The sequence below is a fragment of the Empedobacter sp. 225-1 genome, assembly GCF_030328185.1.
GTDB classification, from domain to species: domain Bacteria; phylum Bacteroidota; class Bacteroidia; order Flavobacteriales; family Weeksellaceae; genus Empedobacter; species Empedobacter stercoris.
This window is the reverse complement of record NZ_JACALO010000021.1, coordinates 18,029-38,364: the sequence shown is the minus strand read 5'-3', so window position 1 is coordinate 38,364 and position 20,336 is coordinate 18,029. Positions and strand designations below refer to the sequence as shown.

General features: G+C 31.3%; 17 protein-coding genes. 6 read left to right on the top strand and 11 right to left on the bottom strand.

Annotated elements, in window-relative coordinates:
* Both HX088_RS07850 and HX088_RS07845 read left to right on the top strand, forming a co-directional pair.
* Entirely contained in the window at nt 1-2,085 is a 2,085-nt protein-coding gene (locus HX088_RS07850; protein WP_225541940.1) for a peptide MFS transporter, read from the top strand.
* 14 nt (nt 2,086-2,099) lie between these two features.
* Nucleotides 2,100-2,543 (top strand): thioredoxin family protein, encoded by a 444-nt coding sequence (locus HX088_RS07845; RefSeq protein WP_171622751.1) that lies wholly within the window; start codon nt 2,100-2,102, stop codon nt 2,541-2,543.
* Here HX088_RS07845 and HX088_RS07840 read toward each other — a convergent pair.
* Nucleotides 2,533-4,506: a ComEC/Rec2 family competence protein gene (locus HX088_RS07840; RefSeq protein WP_286483848.1), complete on the bottom strand. Its 1,974-nt coding sequence runs from the start codon at nt 4,504-4,506 to the stop codon at nt 2,533-2,535. The two genes, HX088_RS07845 and HX088_RS07840, sit on opposite strands and share 11 nt — an antisense overlap.
* 77 nt (nt 4,507-4,583) lie before the next feature.
* On the opposite strand from HX088_RS07840, the gene HX088_RS07835 reads away from it, so the two are divergent.
* Complete coding sequence (locus HX088_RS07835; protein ID WP_225532481.1) at nt 4,584-5,021, top strand: DUF2141 domain-containing protein; 438 nt, start codon at nt 4,584-4,586, stop codon at nt 5,019-5,021.
* Nucleotides 5,022-5,036: 15 nt separating this feature from the next.
* Here the strand turns inward: HX088_RS07835 and HX088_RS07830 are convergent, their stop codons facing one another.
* The 4 genes from HX088_RS07830 to lpxB form a co-directional block, all read right to left on the bottom strand.
* Nucleotides 5,037-6,386, bottom strand: a complete 1,350-nt coding sequence (locus tag HX088_RS07830) for a putative outer membrane beta-barrel protein (RefSeq protein WP_286483847.1) — start codon at nt 6,384-6,386, stop codon at nt 5,037-5,039.
* Entirely contained in the window at nt 6,383-6,928 is a 546-nt protein-coding gene (locus HX088_RS07825; RefSeq protein ID WP_286483846.1) for an RNA polymerase sigma factor, read from the bottom strand. The genes HX088_RS07830 and HX088_RS07825 overlap by 4 nt, the downstream gene beginning before the upstream one ends.
* A gap of 12 nt (nt 6,929-6,940) precedes the next feature.
* Nucleotides 6,941-7,381, bottom strand: a complete 441-nt coding sequence (locus HX088_RS07820) for a hypothetical protein (protein ID WP_225541945.1) — start codon at nt 7,379-7,381, stop codon at nt 6,941-6,943.
* Nucleotides 7,382-7,629: 248 nt separating this feature from the next.
* Nucleotides 7,630-8,745 (bottom strand): lipid-A-disaccharide synthase, encoded by a 1,116-nt coding sequence (gene lpxB, locus HX088_RS07815; RefSeq protein WP_286483845.1) that lies wholly within the window; start codon nt 8,743-8,745, stop codon nt 7,630-7,632.
* A gap of 100 nt (nt 8,746-8,845) precedes the next feature.
* Between lpxB and HX088_RS07810 the strand changes: the two genes are divergently transcribed.
* Nucleotides 8,846-9,355: a DUF2480 family protein gene (locus HX088_RS07810; protein ID WP_188319520.1), complete on the top strand. Its 510-nt coding sequence runs from the start codon at nt 8,846-8,848 to the stop codon at nt 9,353-9,355.
* A 49-nt stretch (nt 9,356-9,404) separates the two neighbouring features.
* Here HX088_RS07810 and clpB read toward each other — a convergent pair whose 3' ends face one another.
* The 3 genes from clpB to epsC form a co-directional block, all read right to left on the bottom strand.
* A complete protein-coding gene (gene clpB, locus HX088_RS07805) occupies nt 9,405-12,017 on the bottom strand; it encodes an ATP-dependent chaperone ClpB (RefSeq protein ID WP_286483843.1) in 2,613 nt (870 codons plus the stop codon).
* 158 nt (nt 12,018-12,175) lie between these two features.
* Complete coding sequence (gene cysK / locus HX088_RS07800) at nt 12,176-13,084, bottom strand: cysteine synthase A (RefSeq protein WP_286483842.1); 909 nt, start codon at nt 13,082-13,084, stop codon at nt 12,176-12,178.
* A gap of 12 nt (nt 13,085-13,096) precedes the next feature.
* Nucleotides 13,097-13,870, bottom strand: coding sequence for a serine O-acetyltransferase EpsC (gene epsC / locus HX088_RS07795; protein ID WP_260541430.1), 774 nt, complete (start codon nt 13,868-13,870; stop codon nt 13,097-13,099).
* Nucleotides 13,871-14,204: 334 nt separating this feature from the next.
* On the opposite strand from epsC, the gene HX088_RS07790 reads away from it, so the two are divergent.
* Both HX088_RS07790 and HX088_RS07785 read left to right on the top strand, forming a co-directional pair.
* A complete protein-coding gene (locus tag HX088_RS07790) occupies nt 14,205-14,630 on the top strand; it encodes a DUF2147 domain-containing protein (protein WP_225541950.1) in 426 nt (141 codons plus the stop codon).
* A gap of 146 nt (nt 14,631-14,776) precedes the next feature.
* Nucleotides 14,777-16,609, top strand: a complete 1,833-nt coding sequence (locus HX088_RS07785; protein WP_188319525.1) for an ABC transporter ATP-binding protein — start codon at nt 14,777-14,779, stop codon at nt 16,607-16,609.
* A 58-nt stretch (nt 16,610-16,667) separates the two neighbouring features.
* Here HX088_RS07785 and HX088_RS07780 read toward each other — a convergent pair whose 3' ends face one another.
* From HX088_RS07780 to HX088_RS07770, 3 genes are all read right to left on the bottom strand, one after another.
* Nucleotides 16,668-17,897 carry a 3-phosphoshikimate 1-carboxyvinyltransferase gene (locus tag HX088_RS07780; RefSeq protein WP_286483841.1) on the bottom strand — a complete coding sequence of 410 codons (1,230 nt, stop codon included), beginning with the start codon at nt 17,895-17,897 and terminating at the stop codon, nt 16,668-16,670.
* 2 nt (nt 17,898-17,899) lie between these two features.
* Entirely contained in the window at nt 17,900-18,226 is a 327-nt protein-coding gene (locus HX088_RS07775) for a nucleotide pyrophosphohydrolase (protein WP_135834709.1), read from the bottom strand.
* 87 nt (nt 18,227-18,313) lie between these two features.
* Entirely contained in the window at nt 18,314-20,332 is a 2,019-nt protein-coding gene (locus HX088_RS07770) for a transglutaminase family protein (protein ID WP_286483840.1), read from the bottom strand.
* Between the last annotated feature and the right edge of the window lie 4 nt (nt 20,333-20,336).

Here is a 20,336-nt window from a genome sequence, read left to right as displayed (position 1 = left end):
ATGAGTTCAAAATCGGAAAATTTCTTTGATTCAAAAGTACTTGGGCATCCTTCGGGTTTGTTCGTGCTTTTCTTTACAGAGATGTGGGAGCGTTTTTCATTCTACGGAATGCGCGTTTTATTAATTCAGTTTTTAACAGCTGCAGTTATTGGTTTAAATCCAGGCTGGGAATGGTCTATTGAAAAGGCAACAGCTTTATACGGAACCTACGCAATGTTACTATACATTACGCCTATTTTTGGAGGTATTATTGCCGATAAATACATAGGTTATCGATGGGCAGTAGTTGTAGGGGCGATAATTATGACGTTAGGTCACGCTTTTATGGCCTTTGACACTCCATTATTTTTATACTTAGGATTAGGATGTTTGGTAATTGGAACAGGATTCTTTAAGCCAAACATGACATCAATATTATCAGAAATGTATAAAGATTTCCCAGAGAAAAAAGATGGTGCTTACACAATCTTCTATATGGGAGTTAACGCTGGTGCATTCTTCGGAATGATGTTATGTGGATTCTTAGCAGAAAAAGTTGGATGGCACTGGGGATTCGGATTAGCTGGAATCTTTATGTTATTAGGAACATTGCAATTCTGGTTGGCTAAACCATTATTTGGACATATTGGTGAAGTTCCATCAAAAACTGGAAATCAAATTACTGCTGACGATGAAACACCAAAATATGAGCCAGGTGAAAAACCAAATCCTTTTACTATTTTAGATCAAATCTTAATCGTTATAATGACGTTATTAGGATTAGGATATGCGTTCAATGATCCCTTAAATGCAATTGGAGGAATTAATTTATTTGACTTTTCAATAGGAGGATTAGCAGGACAAAATGTAGTCATTTTAATTGCATTATTCATGTTCTTCTTTGTCGTGATTCGTCGTTTAGCGAATTACACAAAAGTTGTTCGCGACCGTATGATTGCGGTTATTATTTTCGCATTCTTCGTTATTTTCTTCTGGATGTCTTTCGAGCAAGGAGCTACATCGTTAGTTATTTTTGCACGTGATAATACAGAACGTAATTTAATTGGAGGAGCTGCAATGGCATTCAATATCTTCAATACGTTATTAACAGTTATTCCATTATTGTTTATCACGTATGTATTGTTTTTGTTAGCAAAACAAACATTCAAAAAAGCTGCCGCATCTAATGTCGTTTTAGCATTTACTTTCTTAGGAATTTGGGCTGCTGCTATTTGGATGTTAAACTACAATTGGTCTTCTCATTCTTACGATGTTTCGTACCAAGCAATCAAAACAGCAAAAGTAGATGATGCAGGAAAACCTGTTTTAGACGATAAAGGACAAGCAACTTTTAACTTAGAACCAGTAACGGCTTCTTATGTTGCAAAACCAACAGATGTCATTGTAGATGACGTGATTAATTTAGCTTCTCAAGATGCTTTGACACAAGGAACGGCGATTAACATTCACAAAGAAGGAGATAAATTTGTATTAGTTTCTCCAGAAAGTTTAGTAAAATTAGATGCTGAATATAAAAATCAAAATAAACCGTCTGAAATTGTACCTGCTAAAGTTGCAGAAATTAAGGATAGTCAAGTAGAGATTACCGTTTCTTGGTTTTCTACTTTAAACTCGTTCTTCATTATTGCTTTAGCATCCTTAGTTTCTCGTATTTGGGATTCTAAATATAACCCTTCAGCTTCAGTAAAATATGGTTTAGGATTAATCATTATGGCAATCGGATTCGGTTTCTTAGCTTTCGGTTCTTACGGAATCTCAGAAGGTGTTCGTGTTTCGATTATTTGGTTAGTATTGGCTTACTTGTTCCACACATTAGGTGAACTCTGTTTATCACCAGTTGGACTTTCGTATGTTTCGAAATTAGTACCAGCACGTATGATTGCATTTATGTTCGGAATGTGGTACCTTGCAATTGCAATTGGTAACAAATTGGCAGCTATTTTAGGAGGTCAAATCGAAAATATTACAAAAGAATACTCGTTATCAACTTTCTTCTTAATCTTTACAATTGTTCCAATTGTAGCTGGTTTAATCGTTATTGCATTAAATCCAATAATGAAGAAATTGATGCACGGAGTTAAATAATAAAGATTGAAATTATGAAATCAAGTTTAGTCATCGCAACGTTAATTTTATCGTCATTTCTTTTCGGACAAGAAATTAAATGGTTATCCTTAGAGGAAGCGTCAAAGGAAATCAAAGCACATCCAGAAAAACCTGTATTGATTAATTTCTATACTACTTGGTGTGGATTCTGTAAGCGTTTAGACAAAGAAACCTTTGCAAATGCTCAAGTTTCAGAATACGTAAACAACAATTATATTGCTGTAAAATTTGATGCAGAAACAAAAGATATGGTGAAATTCATGGGAATTCAATATACATATATTGCTCCTGCAAAAGCAAATTATTTGGCTTATGCGCTAACAAACGGACAATTGAGTTATCCTGCTACTGTTTTGATGAATGGCAAAGGAGATATCAATAAAATTGTTTTAGGTTATCGTAGTTCATCTGATTTCATAACTGATATCAAAATTTAATTAAGAAATAACCTTGTGTAGAGGTTTTCCATAAAACAGAATCGAATTTATTTTCTAATTCTGAAACAACAGAAGGGTAGTTGCTGGCATCAGCAATTACCCTTTTTAATTGACTATTTTTTTCGAATGAATATGAGTTAGACTGATGAATCAACACATAAAAAGGAAGATCAGAAATATCGGAATGTTCTTCATTTAATAAGAGTTTAAATGATTTAGTTTCGATTGAATGTGGATGTTTGATAAAATATTGATGTCGAAAAGATGAATGATAAGAATAGAAATCTACTTGTTTAATTCGTTGATGAATTTTATAAGGTTTAATCGTAAAATTATACGTTTTTTCATCTAAAGGTTTTTCACTTAGAACAACTAAATAACGTTGATTTCGTATTCCAATTATACTATTCTTGTATTGATTAAAAACGATTAATTCATTCGACTTATTCAATTGATAAACGTGGTACAATCGTTCCATTTGAATCACCAATAAACAAGTCAAGCAAATGAATATAGCAGTTGTCGATTTTTTGAGGAACAATGGTTTCAGAAAATATAAAATAACGCCAATCAACATTGCTGTGAATAGACTAATGTAGACTTCTTTTGCTATAAAATTAAAATCAGATAACCAATAAATGTATTGATTAATGATAGAAATAAATTGATTAAAAACCCACGTATAAGCTGGAATTTCGACCTTAATGATAATTAAAACAATACTAATTATTCCGCCACAAATCATAAAAAAAGAAGCAGGAATCAACACTAAGTTTCCAAATAAAAACAAGCCAGAAAACTGATTAAAATAGAAAACAGAAACAGGTAATGTACCCAATTGAGCAGATAAACTTGTTGATATCATAATCTTTATTTTCTTCAGAAAACTATTTTTCACTTTCCAAAAATGTTCGAAAATTGGATTAAGCCATACAATAAAAAAGACAGCCGAAAAGCTTAATTGAAAGCCAACATCAAACAAAAGATTAGGTTGAAACACCAAAATAATGAATGCAGAAAGCGAAAGGGTGTGGTAAATATTTTTAGGACGATTGAGTAATTCGCTGATATAATAAATAGAAATCATCAATGCAGAACGAAAAACAGGCGGTTGTAATTCAACATAAAATGCAAAGAGCCAAATACAAATCAAACTGATAATAATTCTAACTTTACGACCATATTTTAAACTTAATAAAGGTTGCAAAACGAATTGTAGGATCATGAAAATCATCATCACATGAAGTCCAGAAATTGATAAAATATGAACGACTCCAGTAGCAACATAACTTTGATTAAGTTCTTGAGAAAGTTCTGTTCTATCGCCCAAAAGCATCGAAGAAATAATAGCTCTACTTTCGAGCGAATAACCTTGTTTGGTTAATTGTTCTCTAATGATAACTTTCGATTTTGCAGACCAATTTCGAAAACCTTTTCCTTCTTTGTGAATAGAAATTATTTCGTTTGCAACTAATTGTGAATAAGTTCTTTTTCTATTTAAGAAACGTTTGTAATCAAATTGAAAAGGATTTAGAGGACCTTGAATTTCGGTTTCTTGACCATATACAATCACTTCATCATTTGGATATAATTTTGTTTGTTGAGATTTTAAATGAAGTAAAATTTGTTTGTTATTTTCAATGTCCTTAACAATATAATTTGTGTATTTTTCAGTTGAATTTGAATTGTAGTAGACTTTTAAGAGATGAGCTTTTGAGTCGGATTCAATGATATTTTTTGAATATTGATTATAATTCTGGTGAATATAATAGCCTAAAATAGGCGAAATGATTAAAAAAGGAATGATATTTTGACGATTCTGATTATTTAATAGGGAGATAAAAAGAAGAATAATCAGTAGAAAAAATATAATTCGTAAATTTGTAGCAGGAATTAATAATTCAGAAATAATTATTCCAATTGAGAAACAAATTGTTAGGATAAAGAATAGATATTTTTTCACCCCAATAATTTAAGACAATATTTATAAATAGTAGGTTTTAATCATTTGTAAATGAGTTGATTAAAAAAAATAGAGAAATGAAGAAAATTATTATACTAATTGTGTTATTTTTCACTCAAGTAGCTATGGCACAGATTGATGTGAAGTTAACAATTACAAATCTTAAAAAAACGAAGGGAAATCTGGCAATTGAGTTTTATAGAAATGTAGAAAATTATACAAAAGGTCAAAATGCATTCAAGAAATTATATATTCCTGTTGCTGAGATTGATAAATATGAAACGGTTTTTAAAGATATCGAACCTACTTTTTATGCCGTAAAAGTGTATTTAGATACCAATAACAACAAGAAACTTGATAAGAGTTTTTTAGGGGTTCGTAAAGAACCTTATGGTTTTTCGAAGAATTTAGATCCTATTTTAAGGGAACCTACTTTTGAGGAAGCAAAAATAGAAATGACGGAAGAAAATAATACGATTTCAATAAAATTGAATAATAATAAAGGCGATGATTAACCACGTCTTTATGGATTAAAATTTAATCGAAAAGCCTAAATTCAATCCGAATAAAGAAGGATTTTTGGTATCTACATTTTTCAAAGGATTAATCATATATCTATAATTTGGTTCAAGATTTATACTTGATTTATTCGATAAATTATACTCCAATTTAACACCAGCATTTGCGCTATAACTTGTATTGTTCAAGTTATTTGCTTCACCCAACTTGTATCGAGATTTTGTGTTGGTATCTGCCAAAGAAATGGAGTTTTTTGTAAGAATATAATAACTTCCTCCCGCTGTTGCAAGAAGGTTAAACTTATCGAAACTTGCTAATTTGTATTCTGCTTCTACAGGAACTTCAATGTAATTAATTTTTTGTTCCATATTATTTGTTTCAGAAGAAAGCATAGTCATCATCGTACTTTGAGAGGTATTATTGGCAACTACTCTAATATTAGTGTGATAATTAATGTTATTAGATGATTTTGGAGCGTTTGCAGAAAGTGCAGAAATCCCAGTATTGATTCCAGAATTAACATTTGTTGTATGCTGTTGTAACTCCACTTTAGCAATACCAGAACGGATGTTTAAATTTTTATTTATTCGAACCGAAACTTTTGCACCATACGCAACTGTAATGCTGTTTTTGATGTTATAATCGTTAAATTCATTCGCTAAAATAGACTTTGAATCTAATATTATGGTTGGATTAACATAAGAAGAAATGGCCAGAATAGGCGCTTTAGGTTTGATTTCTATTTTTTCCTCTTCTTTTTTCTTCTTTTCTTCTTCAAGAACCAATTCTAATGGTTTTTCGTCTTGATTTTTTAGGATAGTATTTTGCTGAAAATTATTTCCTTTCTCACTAAAAGAGTTATTCTTTTGGTCTGATAGCTCGTTTTGGAAAGAATTATTTAGGGGAAATTTTTGTGTTTGATTTTCTTCTTTTTGATTTGTAGTAGAAAACAACGTTGACTTTTTATTTAATTCATCAAAATATGAATTTGGTTGTTTAGTCATATTATCATCTTGTGGAAGATTGTTTGTTGTTGAAGTTACTGGATTTTTAAAAGAATTTTTCTCCTCTACATTTTCATTTTTATTTGAAAAGTTTTGATTAGAATTTATGTTAGTTTTTACAATTTCATTCGTTGGAAACGGATGATTTGTAGTCGCATCATTTTGATTAAAATAATAATACACCGAAATTCCAGCAACCAAACATGCTGCAGTAGAACTTATCCAATAAAAAATCGGAACAATACGTTTTTTCTTCTTTTTTTCCTCTAATTTTTGTTGAATATTTTTCCACGCATCTGTCGGTGGTAATTGTGGTTGAGAGAGTTTATCTTTAATATGTTGATCTAATTTGTTCATTTGTTGACAGTTTTTAAAAGGTTGAGTTTTTGTTTTAATAAATTTCGCGCTCTTGATAAGTTTGATTTTGAAGTTCCTACCGAAATGTTTAACATTTCTGCAATTTCTTGGTGTGTAAATTCTTCAAAAACATAGAGGTTAAAAACTTGCCTGTACTGAGGTGGAAGATTATGAACAACTTCTAATAATTGTTGATAATCAAAATTATCCTCAATATCTTCGTCGTCATCTTGTGTTATAATGAGTTTTTCATAGTCTTCAAATGGTAAAGTGTTTTTCTTTTTTAATTTCTCTAAATTGAGATTTACCATTATTCGTTTCATCCATCCTTCAAACGATCCTTTAAATTTGAATTGGTTAACCTTATTAAAGATATGAATAAATCCCTCTTGAAAAATATCTTGCGCATCTTCGTAACTTTCGGCATAGCGAAGACATATCGAGAACAAAACAGGTGAAAATTCAAGATAAATTTCTTCTTGCGCTTTTCTATTTTGTTCTTGACATTGCTTGATTAAATATTCAAGAGAGTCTTTATTCAAACTGATTGGACTTTATTTTTCTTTGATATCTAAAATGATTGAATCATAAATAGGTTTGTTTGATTCAATATTATTTCCTGTCCAGAATTTTAAGGTATATTGCCCAGCTTCTTTAGGAGTAAAATTTAACGTTTTTGTTTCTGAAGTAAGTTCTTGTACACATGAAGAACCGCTTGCTTGACTTGCATAAACTCCAATATGATGTTTAAATTTTGTATCTCCACTTAAAGAACTAAATTGAATAAAGTTCTGACAAGAATTTGCTTTTTGATAAGTTACATGAATGTTTGTTGTTTCTCCAACAGGCTTAATCGAGTCTTCGTGGACATAGATATCAGTTGTAGGTAAAAAACCATAATTTGTAAAATCTCCATCATCATCTAAACAGCTAAAAGTTGATAATCCTATAGCACTAACCAAAGCAAACATGCTTAATTTCTTCATTAATTTCATTGGATGAGTTTTTTAATTGTTATAAATGTAAGATTACAATTTTTTAAAATGGTTGCGTTTTAAATTTAATTTTAACACTATAAAATTAAAAATCCTCTTGAGAATCAAGAGGATTGCTTTGTTAGAAAAGGTTGTAAACTTTTAAGTTAGGTCAATCCGAAACATTTTTAACAATAGACTGAATGACATCTATAGACTACAAGATTACAAAATCAATAAAAGGTTGCGTCAATCTTTTATTTTTCTCTTCATTTATTTTTTAAATCCTCTACGATTAAATTTGCTGTTCTTTCTGAAGCGCCAATTCCTCCAAGTTTATGGTACAATTCTTCGTAATCTTGAAGGATTTTATCTCGTTTTGGTGAATTTAATATTAGATTTAATTCTCGTTTAATATTTTCGTACGTTAAGTCATATTGTATTAATTCTTTTACGACTTCTTCATCCATAATTAAATTGACCAATGAAATAAAACGAATATTTTTCACTACACGTTTTCCGATCTCATACGAAATTGCATTTCCTTTGTAACAAACCACTTCTGGAACTTTTAACAAAGCTGTTTCTAATGTTGCTGTTCCCGATGTAACCAAGGCTGCATGTGAAATACGTAATAAATCGTAGGTTTTATTTTCAACAATTTTCAATTGATTTCCGACAATTTTTTTATAATTTTCTGATGGTTGAGAAGGAGCTCCTGCCACAACGAACTGATAATCTGGAAAATCGTTTTCTACAGAAAGCATCAAGGGTAATTTGACTTTAATCTCTTGTGTTCGACTACCTGGAAGCAAAGCTATAATTGGTCTTTCGTCTAAATTGTGCTCTTTTCGAAATCGTTGTTCATCAATTGCGGGAAGATGATTGAGCGAATCTAACAAAGGATTTCCTACAAAATCGACTTTATAATCATAACGTTGATAAAATTCTTCTTCGAACGGAAGAATGACAAACATTTTATCGACAACTTTTTTAATTTTATGAACTCGTCCCGTTTTCCAAGCCCATATTTGTGGCGAAATGTAATAGTAAACTTTAATTCCAAGTTTTTTTACAAACTCTGCAATTCTTACATTAAAACCAGGATAGTCAACTAAAATTACCGCATCAGGTTTATAGGTTTCGATGTCTTTTTTGGCAACAGAAATATTTCCTAAAATCGTTTTCAAATTCATTACAACTTCAGCAAACCCCATAAACGCCAAATCTCTGTAATGTTTGACTAAAGTTCCGCCTTGCGCTTGCATCAAATCTCCTCCCCAAAACCTAAATTCGGCATGTGGATCTTTTAATTTTAATTCTTTCATTAAGTTCGATGCGTGTAAATCGCCCGAAGCTTCACCTGCAATGATATAGTATTTCAATGGAAATCATTTTTCTTCTTACAAAGATAGGAGAAATCTATAAGTGGAGTAGATTTCAATGTTTTTTATTGCGTAAATTTACTCTTTCAAAGAAAGAAAAATGTCAGACGAGATTATAAATAAAGTTGCCAATAGTAGCTTAGTCACAATTGATTTACAGGATTATTATCCTGATGGAGATCGTGTTGTTTTTGACTTGAAAGATTGGTTATATGAAGAATTGATTCTTAGAGAAAAAGATTTTAGAGAAAATCTGAAAAATCATGATTGGTCACAATATCAAGATAAATATGTTGCATTAACGTGTACAGCAGATGCAATTGTTCCGTCTTGGGCATATTTGTTGGTCGCAACATACTTGTCGGGAATAGTAAAACGCGTTGTTCACGGAAGTTTAGAAGATTTGGATACGATTTTGTACACAGAGATTGTCGATCATTTACCTTATGATGATTATATCGATGGAAAAATAATTGTAAAAGGATGTTCGCACAAACCCGTTCCAGATTCGGCTTATATTCAATTAATAGAACGTTTGCAACCTATTGTTAGTTCGTTAATGTTTGGTGAAGCATGCAGTACCGTTCCACTTTATAAAAAGAAGAAATAAAAAAAATCCGCTCATTGAGCGGATTTTTTACACAACAATAAATCGTAATTTATTGATTAGTTCTGAAAACTAATTTATTATCTCCTGGTTTTTCTTCGAAATAATCGATTAAAACCGCATCATTATCATTAATAGAACCTTTCAAAATTTCTTTTGATAATTCGTTTAATACATCTTGTTGAATGACTCTTTTTAGAGGTCTTGCTCCAAATTGAGGATCATATCCTTTTTTCGCTAAATATTCTACAGCTTCTGGTGTAATATCTAATGTGATGTCTCGTTGTGCTAATTTTTTAGCCACTCCATTCAAATAAATAGATACAATTCCAGAAATTTGGTTTTCACTTAGCGGACGGAATAATATGATTTCATCAATACGATTTAAAAACTCTGGTCTAAAATTTTGTTTTAACTCATCAAAAACAAGTTGTTTTGTTTCATCATAAATCTGTGGGACATTGTTTTCGTCAATATCAGCAAATTTGTCTAAAATTGTATGCGAACCAAAGTTAGAAGTCATGATGATAATTGTATTTTTAAAGTTGACCACACGACCTTTGTTATCTGTCAAACGTCCATCATCTAAAACTTGTAACAAAATATTGAAAACATCTGGATGCGCTTTCTCAATCTCATCTAACAAAATAACCGAGTAAGGACGACGACGAACCGCTTCTGTTAATTGTCCACCTTCATCATAACCTACATAGCCCGGAGGTGCCCCAACTAAACGAGAAACCGCATGGCGTTCTTGATACTCAGACATGTCGATACGCGTCATTGCATTTTCATCGTCAAACAAGAATTCGGCTAAAGCTTTTGCCAACTCCGTTTTACCAACCCCGGTAGATCCTAAGAATAAGAACGAACCGATTGGTTTTCCTTCGTCGCTAAGACCTGCACGAGAACGGCGAATGGCATCAGAAACAGCTGTAATAGCTTCTTCTTGCCCTAAAACACGTTTGTGTAATTGGCTTTCTAAATTCAATAATTTTTCACGATCAGATTGCATCATTTTTTGAGCAGGAACACCTGTCCATTTCGAAACAACTTCTGCGATATCATCTGCATCAACAAATTCTTTCACCAATTTGTTGTGTTTGTTTTCTTCTAAATTTTTCTCAGCTTCTTCTAAATCTTTTTTGGCATTGACTAAATCTTCAAATTCTAATTTAGATGCTTTTGCATAATCGTATTCACGTTTTGCACGTTCGATATCAAATTTGATATTTTCGATATGTTTTCTCAAATCCTGAACTTCATCAGCACGTGTTCTTTCTGCTTCCCATTTCGAGTTCAATTGATTTCTTTCATCTTGAAGATTTGATAATTCTTCTTTCAAAAGATTCAATTTTTTCTCATCATTTTCACGTTTTATCGCTTCAATTTCAATTTCTAATTGAATAATTCTTCGGTCTAATTTATCTAAATCTTCTGGTTTAGAATTCATTTCCATACGTAATTTAGAAGCTGCTTCATCCATCAAATCAATCGCTTTATCTGGTAAAAAACGATCTGTGATATAACGTGTTGATAATTTTACAGCCGCAATAATAGCTTCATCTTTGATGCCTATTTTATGATGTTGTTCGTATTTATCTTTAATACCACGCAAGATCGAAATTGCAGATTCTTCATCAGGCTCTTCTACCATTACTTTCTGAAAACGACGCTCTAAAGCTTTGTCTTTTTCAAAGTATTTCTGATATTCATTCAACGTTGTAGCTCCTATTGAACGTAATTCACCACGAGCTAAAGCAGGTTTCAGGATATTTGCTGCATCCATTGCGCCTTCTCCGCCACCGCCAGCACCAACAAGCGTGTGAATCTCATCGATGAACAAAATAATTTCTCCATTCGAAGCAGTTACCTCTTTTACAACGGCTTTCAAACGTTCTTCGAACTCACCTTTGTATTTTGCACCTGCAACCAAAGCTCCCATATCCAATGAAAAAATTTGTTTATTCAAAAGATTTTCTGGAACATCTCCATTGATGATACGATGTGCTAAACCTTCTGCTATAGCGGTTTTACCAACACCTGGTTCACCAATAAGGATTGGATTATTTTTTGTACGACGTGATAGAATTTGTAAAACACGACGAATTTCTTCATCACGACCAATTACAGGATCTAATTTCCCTTCTTTTGCTAAATCTGTTAAATTTTTAGCGTATTTGTTTAATGAATTATATGTTCCTTCTGCATTTTCAGAAGTTACTCTTTCTCCGTTTCTCAATTCTGTTACTAATTTTTTTGTGTTCTCGAATGTTACACCTTTATTTTTTAATAACTGACTAACAGGTGATACATTCTTGATTATACCTAATAATAAATGCTCTAAGGTGATAAAATCATCGTTCATCTCTTTTGCAATTTCTTGTGCAGATTGCAAAATTTGGTTAGATGAATTTGAAAGATGATTTCCTTGTTGACCTTCAATTTTTGGATATTTATTGATTTCTAAATCCAGCTCAGGTTTCAACATATCCATTTTTACACCTTGTTTTTCTAAGATTAATGATAATACGTTTTCATCAACATCAATCATTCCTCCTAAAATATGAGCAGGTTCTATCGCTTGATTTTTATGTGAAACTGCGATTTGTTGCGCGGCCTGTATTGCTTCTCGACCCTTTATTGTAAATTGATTAAAATCCATTGACCCTTAGTTTTTTATATTCGTTTTGTATGGTTTTATTCCATCAAAAAAAATTCCAAAGTAGATAAGATGTTAAAAAACTGACTTTTTGACCTTATTGAATAAAAAAAAGAGACATTTTGACAATGTCTCCTTTAGGATTTTGGTTAATACTGACTTTAAAACAAACCTTCTACAGATAAATAACGTTCGCCTGTATCATAGTTTATCGTTATAATTTTAGCTTCATTTCCTATTATATCCAATTTTTTAGAAACAGCAGCAAGAGATGCACCTGTTGAAATTCCAACAAATAAACCTTCTTCTTTAGCAACTTTTTTGGTGAATTCAAAAGCTTCTTCTTTTGTAATTTGAATTGATTGATCAACAATAGTTAAATCTAAATTTTTCGGTAGAAATCCAGCTCCAATTCCTTGAAGAGCATGTGGACCAGGATTTCCTCCTGAAATCACAGGTGACTCTGTTGGTTCTACAGCAAAAACTTTAGTTGAAGAATTCGCTTCTTTTAATGCTTTTCCAATACCAGAAAGATGTCCTCCCGTACCAACACCTGTAATTAAATAATCAATTCCTTGAGGAAAATCTGCAAGAATTTCTTTGGCTGTTGTAGTATAATGAATAGTTGGATTTGAATTATTTTCAAATTGTTGTGGAACCCAAGCTCCTTCTATGTTTTCAGCTAATTCTTGTGCTTTTGCGATTGCACCTTTCATTCCTAATTCTTTTGGAGTCAAAACAAATTCAGCTCCATAAGCTTCCATTATTTTTCGGCGTTCAATCGACATTGATTCTGGCATTGTAATAATCATTTTATAGCCTTTTACTGCAGCTACAAAAGACAATCCAATACCAGTATTACCTGAAGTAGGTTCGATAATTGTTCCTCCAGGTTGTAAAATACCTGCTTTTTCAGCATCTTCAATCATTGCCAAAGCTATACGATCTTTGATTGATCCTCCTGGATTTTGTTTCTCAATTTTTATGTATACATGATGATTTGGAAATAATTTATTCAATTTGATTATTGGTGTATTTCCAATGGTTTCTAAGATATTATTATAAATCATTTTGATAGATTTTTAGATGATATAATCGTGATGTTGTTCAATTTTTTGCTTCTTTATTTGTGGTTTATTTTCTTGATAAACAATCGAATTATCTTCGATACTTTCTGTAATCCAAACATTACCTCCAATTATAGAGTTTTCACCTATTACAGTTGTTCCACCTAAAATAGTAGCTCCAGCATAGATTGTTACATTATTTTCGATGGTTGGATGACGTTTTTTATCCGCTAAATTCTTCGAAACATAAAATGCTCCTAAAGTTACACCTTGATAAATTTTGACATGATCCCCAATAATAGTTGTTTCTCCAATTACTATTCCAGTACCATGATCTATATAAAAGTTTTTTCCAATTGTGGCACCAGGATGAATATCAATTCCAGTTTTAGAATGTGCGTATTCTGAGAAAAAACGTGGTAAAATTGGAGTGTCCAATTTGAATAAAATATTAGCTAAACGATGGATAGCGATTGCAAAAAAACCTGGATAGGCTAAAATAATTTCTATTTCGGATTTTGAAGCAGGGTCATTCGCATAAAAAATGTAAATAAGATTTTCTAATTCTTGTCGTAGTTGCGTAAATTGTTCAAAGAAATAAAGACTAATTTTATTTGATTTTTCTTCTGGAACAATTTTTAGCAAAATAGTATTGAATTGATTTAACAAATCTTCTTTTCTGTAAGTTGAATTTGGTTGCTGAAAAATTTCATCGTAAATGATAGATTCAATTATTGGTTCTAAATCCGCTTTGTTGAATGGTAAACTATATTTTGAGAAATGGGTCATTTTACTTTATCTATAAACTCTATAAAAATAGTAGACAAATGTATTCATTTTTTTAGGTTTCTGTATAAAAATAAGCTAAAAATCTTTTTTTTTGATAAATATGAAACATTTATATGGCGATTATAGATGGAAAATAATACGTTGTATTGACTTGAATAAATAAAATTATATACTATTTATTTAAAAAATTACTAACTTTTAAATATTTAAAAAACAAATGTTTAAATGTATTTAAGCATTTAGTTTATACGATTTGTATAAAAAATAATACTTAGTGTTTTGTTTACACCAAAAAAGAGTTACTTTAGTGAAATAAATTTTAAAGGATAAAAATATGAAAAAATCAATTTTATTCGGATTATTCTTTATGTTGACATCTTTAATGTATGCGCAATCACCGATTGGAACATGGAAAACAATTGATGATGAAACAAAACAAGCGAAGTCTTACGTAGAGATTTTCGAGAAAGATGGAAAACTGTATGGTAAAGTCACTAAGATTTTAACAAAAGGAAAAGAAGACGCTAAATGTACAGATTGTTCAGGAGCGTTAAAAAATAAACCAATTTTAGGAATGCAAATTCTTACAGGTCTTAAAAAAGATGGTAAAGAATGGAATGGAGGAAAAATCCTTGATCCTAATAATGGAAAAGAATACAAAGCAAAAATGTCATTAAATGGTAATGACAAACTTGATGTAAGAGGTTATATCGGAATTTCTCTTGTTGGAAGAACGCAAACTTGGCATCGAGTTAAATAAATCAAAACAAAAACGAAAAGGTTACTCTGAGTAATCAAACCACAAAATTTACTCTATAATGACTATTTCTTAAAAAGAATAGTCATTATTTTTTTTGCTTAAATTTGCAAAGTCAAAATTATTCTTTTGATGATTAAAAATATAAAATGAGTTTAACTAAAAGAGCGTTCAACTACGCTAAACCATATAAAAGTTCGTTTATTACAGCGATCATCTTCAACTTACTTTACGCACTTTTCAATGTTGTTGCATTAGCTTTTATGATGCCAATTTTGAGCGTTTTATTTGGTGAAGAAAATAATGAAGTTGTCACGAAACCTATCTATTCGGGTAAATTAGATGATTTGAAGCAGTTCTTTTCTGATTATTCGGCTTACTATATGAATGAAGTTTCTCAAACAGAAGGACCTATTTATGTGTTGGCAATTTCGTGTGTCATTTTTATAGTCGCTTTTTTATTCCGAAATATTTTTAGTTTTTTATCTGAAACTTGTTTAGTGGATTTACGTTCAGGTGTTACACGTGATTTACGTGTTGATATTCACAACAAAATTATCGATTTGCCTGTTGCATATTTTACTGAAAAACGAAAAGGAGATATGATTAATCGTATTTCGAGTGATGTGAATGAAGTAGAATCAAATATTCTCAATTCGATTGTCGAAATTGTTCGATCGCCGATTATGATTATCGTTTTTGTAGGTGTACTATTTACAGTTAGTTATCAATTGACCATATTCGCTATTTTAGTTTTTCCTATTATGGGGACAATTATTTCCTTGATCGGTAAAAGCTTAAAAAAAGCTGCTGCTCATGCACAAGATGAATTATCAAACATTATTACCTATGTGGATGAAACGTTGACATCTCTAAAAATCATTAAGATTTTTAATGCTGAAGACCAAGTCAAAGGACGATTTGATGAATCGATTAATCGTTACAGAAAATACCTTCAAAAGGTAATGAAAAAGAGAGCTTTAGCTTCACCTACAAGTGAGTTTTTAGGTGCGGTTACAATTGGATTGATAGTCTTTTTTGGAGGAAAATTATCATTAGAAGGAAATGGATTAACAGGTTCACAATTCATTTTTTATATTGCTACTTTTTACACTTTATTAGACCCAATTAAAAAGTTTTCGAAAGCTTTATCAGATGTTCAGAAAGGAGAGGTTTCTGCTCAACGAATCTTTGAAGTTTTGGATGCAGATGTATCAATTCAAGATTTACCAAATGCAAAAGGAATTGAAGCTTTTGAAGATAAAATCGAGTTTCGAAATGTAACATTCGCCTATGGAAAACATGATGTCATCAAAGATTTTAATTTAACAATAAATAAAGGAGAAACAGTTGCTTTAGTTGGGCAATCAGGTTCAGGAAAATCGACTTTAGCGAATTTAATTACGCGTTTTTGGGATGTAAAATCTGGCCAAATATTAATTGATGGAATTGATATTAAACATATAAAACTACACGATTATCGCTTATTATTTGGATTGGTAACGCAGGATTCTATCCTGTTTAATGATACTATTTTTAATAATATTTCATTGGGAGATAAATCGCCAAGTGAGGAGAAAGTTGTGAGTGCTGCGCGAATTGCTAATGCAGAAGAGTTTATAATCAAAATGCCAGAAAAATACCAAGAGTCGGTAGGAGAGGGTGGAAGCAAACTTTCTGGTGGACAAAAACAACGTTTAAGTATTGCGCGTGCAGTTTACAAGAATCCACCAATTATGGTTTTGGATGAGGCGACTTCGGCATTGGATACTAAATCGGAGAAATTGGTACAAGTTGCCTTAAATAATATGATGCAAAATCGTACTTCTTTGGTTATTGCGCACCGTTTATCTACAATTCAGAATGCAGATAAAATTGTGGTGATGGAAGCTGGAAAAATTATTGAAGAAGGAAATCATCATTCATTAATAGAGAAAAAAGGTGTTTACGCAAATCTTGTAAACATGCAAAATTTTGAATAAAAACTTTAGTATATTCTAAAAAAATCCGCTCACGAGCGGATTTTTTTTTGATATTATTTTAAATAGATTTAATCTCAAATCCTAATTTTGTCCAATCTTCCCAAAATGTCGGATATGACTTTTCTACGACCATTTCATTGTTAATGCGAATCGCATATTTCTGAGCCAAAGGCGCCATACACATTGCCATTCTGTGGTCATTATATGTTTCAAAAGTTGGTGTTTCAGAAAAATCTTGATAACCTTCTATCGCTAAAGAATCATCAGTAATACGAATAATCGCACCTAATTTTTCTAACTCATTTTTCAATGCAACCAAACGATCTGTTTCTTTGATTTTTAATGTTTCTAACCCTGTTAAAATACAATTTACTTTCAGTCCAACACAAGTTGCGGCAATGGTTTGTGCAATATCTGGTGTATTGATTAAATTTAATTCAATCTTTTGTTTAGGCTGAAAATTCGCATCGTTTTTTAAGCTTAAAATTCCATTATCAAAAGTAGAAATCACACCGAAGTTTTCTGCATATATATTTTGCAAAGCCGAATCTCCTTGTAAAGAGTCTTTGAAATATGTCGAAATTTTAACTTCAGAATTTTGTGATAAAGCAATCAAACTATAATAGTAAGAAGCCGAACTCCAATCGGATTCAACTTGTACTATTTGCGCTTCGATCCTTTTCGTAAAAGGAACTTGAATTGTATTTCCTTCGAAAGTAGCTTTAATTCCAACTTTATTCAACAACTGAATTGTCATTTGAATATATGGAACAGAAATAATTTTTCCGTCAAGATTTATCGTCAATCCATTTTCTAATTTCGTTCCAATTAAACATAACGCTGTGATGTATTGCGAACTAATATTAGATGGAATAGTGATTGTTTCTTTGGTTAATTTTTTTCCTACAATAGACAAAGGTGGATAGCCTTCATTCTCTTGATACGAAATTTCTGCACCCAATTCGTTTAACGCATCTACCAAAATTTTTATAGGTCGTTGTTTCATTCGATCAGAACCTGTTAACGTTACTTTTCGTTCGTCTTGAATAGAAAAATAAGCTGTCAAAAATCGCATAGCGGTTCCAGCGTGATGAATATCGATTAAATCTGTTTTGTTTGCTAAAGCCTTTTGCATTAACTGAGAATCTTCTGAATTTGAAATATTTTCTAAAGTCAAAACATTCTCAAATAATTGGTTTAATAACAATAAACGATTGCTTTCGCTTTTGGATCCTGTTATCGATAGTTGATTATTGATGGAAGATTGTAGCGCAGAAATTTCAATCATATTTATTTTAATTTATCATTATTTTGATGACGATCATGATCACGTTTTGTCTTGTAATCTAATTTTTTGTAAAAAGCAGACTCTAAATCAACACCAGTTTGATTTGCTAAACAAAGCGCCACAAAAATAACATCGGCCAATTCTTCGCCTAAGTCTTTGTTTTTATCTGATTCTTTTTCTGACTGCTCACCATAACGACGAGCAATAATACGAGCAACTTCACCAACTTCTTCTGTTAGTTGTGCCATATTTGTTAACTCGTTAAAATAACGAACACCATGTTCTTTAATCCAATTATCAACGTCTAATTGTGCTTGTTTAAGGCTCATTTTGTTTAAATTTTTTAAAAGATAAAGGTACAAAAATAAAAAGCCAACTCGCGTTTGGAGTTGGCTTTATTCGCAGTTTCTATATTTTTATTGTTTAACTAAAATCACTTGCTGACTTTCAGCTTGAATGATATTTGTTAAAAATTCTTTCAATGGTTTGTAATATTGTGCTGGTAAAGTACTGTAAGGCATTACTTTTTGAGCTTGAGCAATAATATAGCCATCTTTTTCTATTACTTTGCAAATATATCCCCCAACTTGATCTGGCATTGTAAATTGTTTTTCTACAGGTAAAGTTTCTACTTTGTATCCTTCAGGAATTTTAATTTTCACTGTATTTGTATTCGTTATTGGCGCACCAAATTCGATGTTATAATTACGTTGTTCTAAATTCAAGTTATGTTTTGTGTTTGTTACAAAAAGAAAGGGATTGAATAAGATTTTGTTTCCTGCAACATCCACTTTTACATCATCAAATTTGAATTGATGACGAATATTATTTTGATTGTTATCTTGTGTTTTAAAATCAGAAATTTCGAAATTATAATCTTCTACAAATTCTTTTTCGAACGCTTTTGGATCGTTTGCAATTTCATTTTTATCGAACATATAAAAGTAATTATCTCTTACATTAGAAAATTGACCTTTCAAATTTCCATCAGTAGTTAAATCGGCGGTAATTGATATTTTATTATTCGTCATAACAGAATTGCGCAAAGGAATTTCTTTGATTCCTTTTTCATTTACCATAAATCCACGATCGTTGATTGCTCTTAGTGGCAATAAATTGATTTGTGCATTCTTATCCGTCGCATCCATCAGATAAAAATCATTATCCACATCTGCCCCAACAATGACATAATTTAGTTTGCTGCGAGAAGGAAATGAATAATTAATTAATCCATTTTGCAAAGAACTTAACACAATAGGATTAGCATTTAATCCAGCTTTTCGCAACATTGTAGTCAATAATAAATTAAGATCAGCAACATTTCCAGATTTCTCATTAAATGTTTTTCTTATTCCTTTTTCAGTTGTTTCGCTGTGGTATTCGTTCCACGTAAAATTCTTTTTAACGTAATCATAGATAGCAGTCATTTTTTCGGTATTCGTATTTTTTCCTGCTATTGTTGCGTTTACCGTCTCGTCTAAAAAGTTATTTCCGTTTAATTGGCGACCAAAACCTTCGTGATCCATCAAGTCTTTTCCAATGCGTTCCCAAGTAGTCGCATAATTTTCTGTTGTTCTACCCGGTACTGAGAAAGAGGCTAGCTCTAACTGAATACTTGCTAACATATTTCGTGGATTGAGCACATAAGCTTCGCGAGAATAAGAAGGTAAGTTGGTTAAAGTGTAGGTTTGGGTATTTAATTTTAGTTTTTGAGTAGTTGAAGTAGCTCCTTGGTTTCCCATATCTCCTCCGAAACTTGAAACACCTCTGTTTCCAAAGGAAGTACTTGTAAATGTTTCTTCTTTCGAGTTAGTTGATATTTTAGGCGTAAAACCACCTCTCAAATCTTGTTGATAATTAAAATATTCCTGATTTTGAAATGTAAAATTACTTGCAACAACTGGTATTGATTGTTGGAAATACCAAGCGTCAGTTTGTCGAACAAAAGGAGAAACAATTTCGTATGTATATTCTAAGATTGAGCCATTTTTAACATTTGGAAATGTAAAGGTTTGCTTATCTAAAAAACGATGAACTTTTTCTAAGAAAATATCTTTTTTCTCTACTTTTTGCTCAACTATTTTTCCATTTTCTAAGTTATAAGTAACAGCTTTTAAAGAAAGTAATTTATCTTGATCAGTTGTTGTGCTTTTATAAATAGGAATTTCAATTTTTAAAACATCGTCAGGTGTTTTGTCTTTATCAAAGACAATCATGCGATAAAAAACTTTTTTTGTTTGTTCAACACCGCCCTGATTTGTATTGAAACTTACTTTATAATTTCCATCTGCATACAAAACTTCTGCTGGAGCATCTGCCTGTATTGTACTCTTTGTTTTCTCGAAATCTTGTTTTGATATTTTTCCAAATTTCACATCTTGCGCAAAACTTGAAACTGTAGCAACAGAGGCCACTATCGCAATTAATGTTTTCATATAA

Excerpts from the sequence above, each read along its gene's own strand:
- cysK (WP_286483842.1), bottom strand. The coding sequence starts at position 13,084 with ATGATTTATAATAATATCTTAGAAACCATTGGAAATACACCAATAATC.
- HX088_RS07820 (WP_225541945.1), bottom strand. The coding sequence starts at position 7,381 with ATGAAATTAATGAAGAAATTAAGCATGTTTGCTTTGGTTAGTGCTATA.
- HX088_RS07845 (WP_171622751.1), top strand. The coding sequence starts at position 2,100 with ATGAAATCAAGTTTAGTCATCGCAACGTTAATTTTATCGTCATTTCTT.
- HX088_RS07785 (WP_188319525.1), top strand. The coding sequence starts at position 14,777 with ATGAGTTTAACTAAAAGAGCGTTCAACTACGCTAAACCATATAAAAGT.
- clpB (WP_286483843.1), bottom strand. The coding sequence starts at position 12,017 with ATGGATTTTAATCAATTTACAATAAAGGGTCGAGAAGCAATACAGGCC.
- epsC (WP_260541430.1), bottom strand. The coding sequence starts at position 13,870 with ATGACCCATTTCTCAAAATATAGTTTACCATTCAACAAAGCGGATTTA.
- HX088_RS07790 (WP_225541950.1), top strand. The coding sequence starts at position 14,205 with ATGAAAAAATCAATTTTATTCGGATTATTCTTTATGTTGACATCTTTA.
- HX088_RS07810 (WP_188319520.1), top strand. The coding sequence starts at position 8,846 with ATGTCAGACGAGATTATAAATAAAGTTGCCAATAGTAGCTTAGTCACA.
- HX088_RS07775 (WP_135834709.1), bottom strand. The coding sequence starts at position 18,226 with ATGAGCCTTAAACAAGCACAATTAGACGTTGATAATTGGATTAAAGAA.
- HX088_RS07780 (WP_286483841.1), bottom strand. The coding sequence starts at position 17,897 with ATGATTGAAATTTCTGCGCTACAATCTTCCATCAATAATCAACTATCG.
- HX088_RS07850 (WP_225541940.1), top strand. The coding sequence starts at position 1 with ATGAGTTCAAAATCGGAAAATTTCTTTGATTCAAAAGTACTTGGGCAT.
- HX088_RS07770 (WP_286483840.1), bottom strand. The coding sequence starts at position 20,332 with ATGAAAACATTAATTGCGATAGTGGCCTCTGTTGCTACAGTTTCAAGT.
- HX088_RS07830 (WP_286483847.1), bottom strand. The coding sequence starts at position 6,386 with ATGAACAAATTAGATCAACATATTAAAGATAAACTCTCTCAACCACAA.
- HX088_RS07835 (WP_225532481.1), top strand. The coding sequence starts at position 4,584 with ATGAAGAAAATTATTATACTAATTGTGTTATTTTTCACTCAAGTAGCT.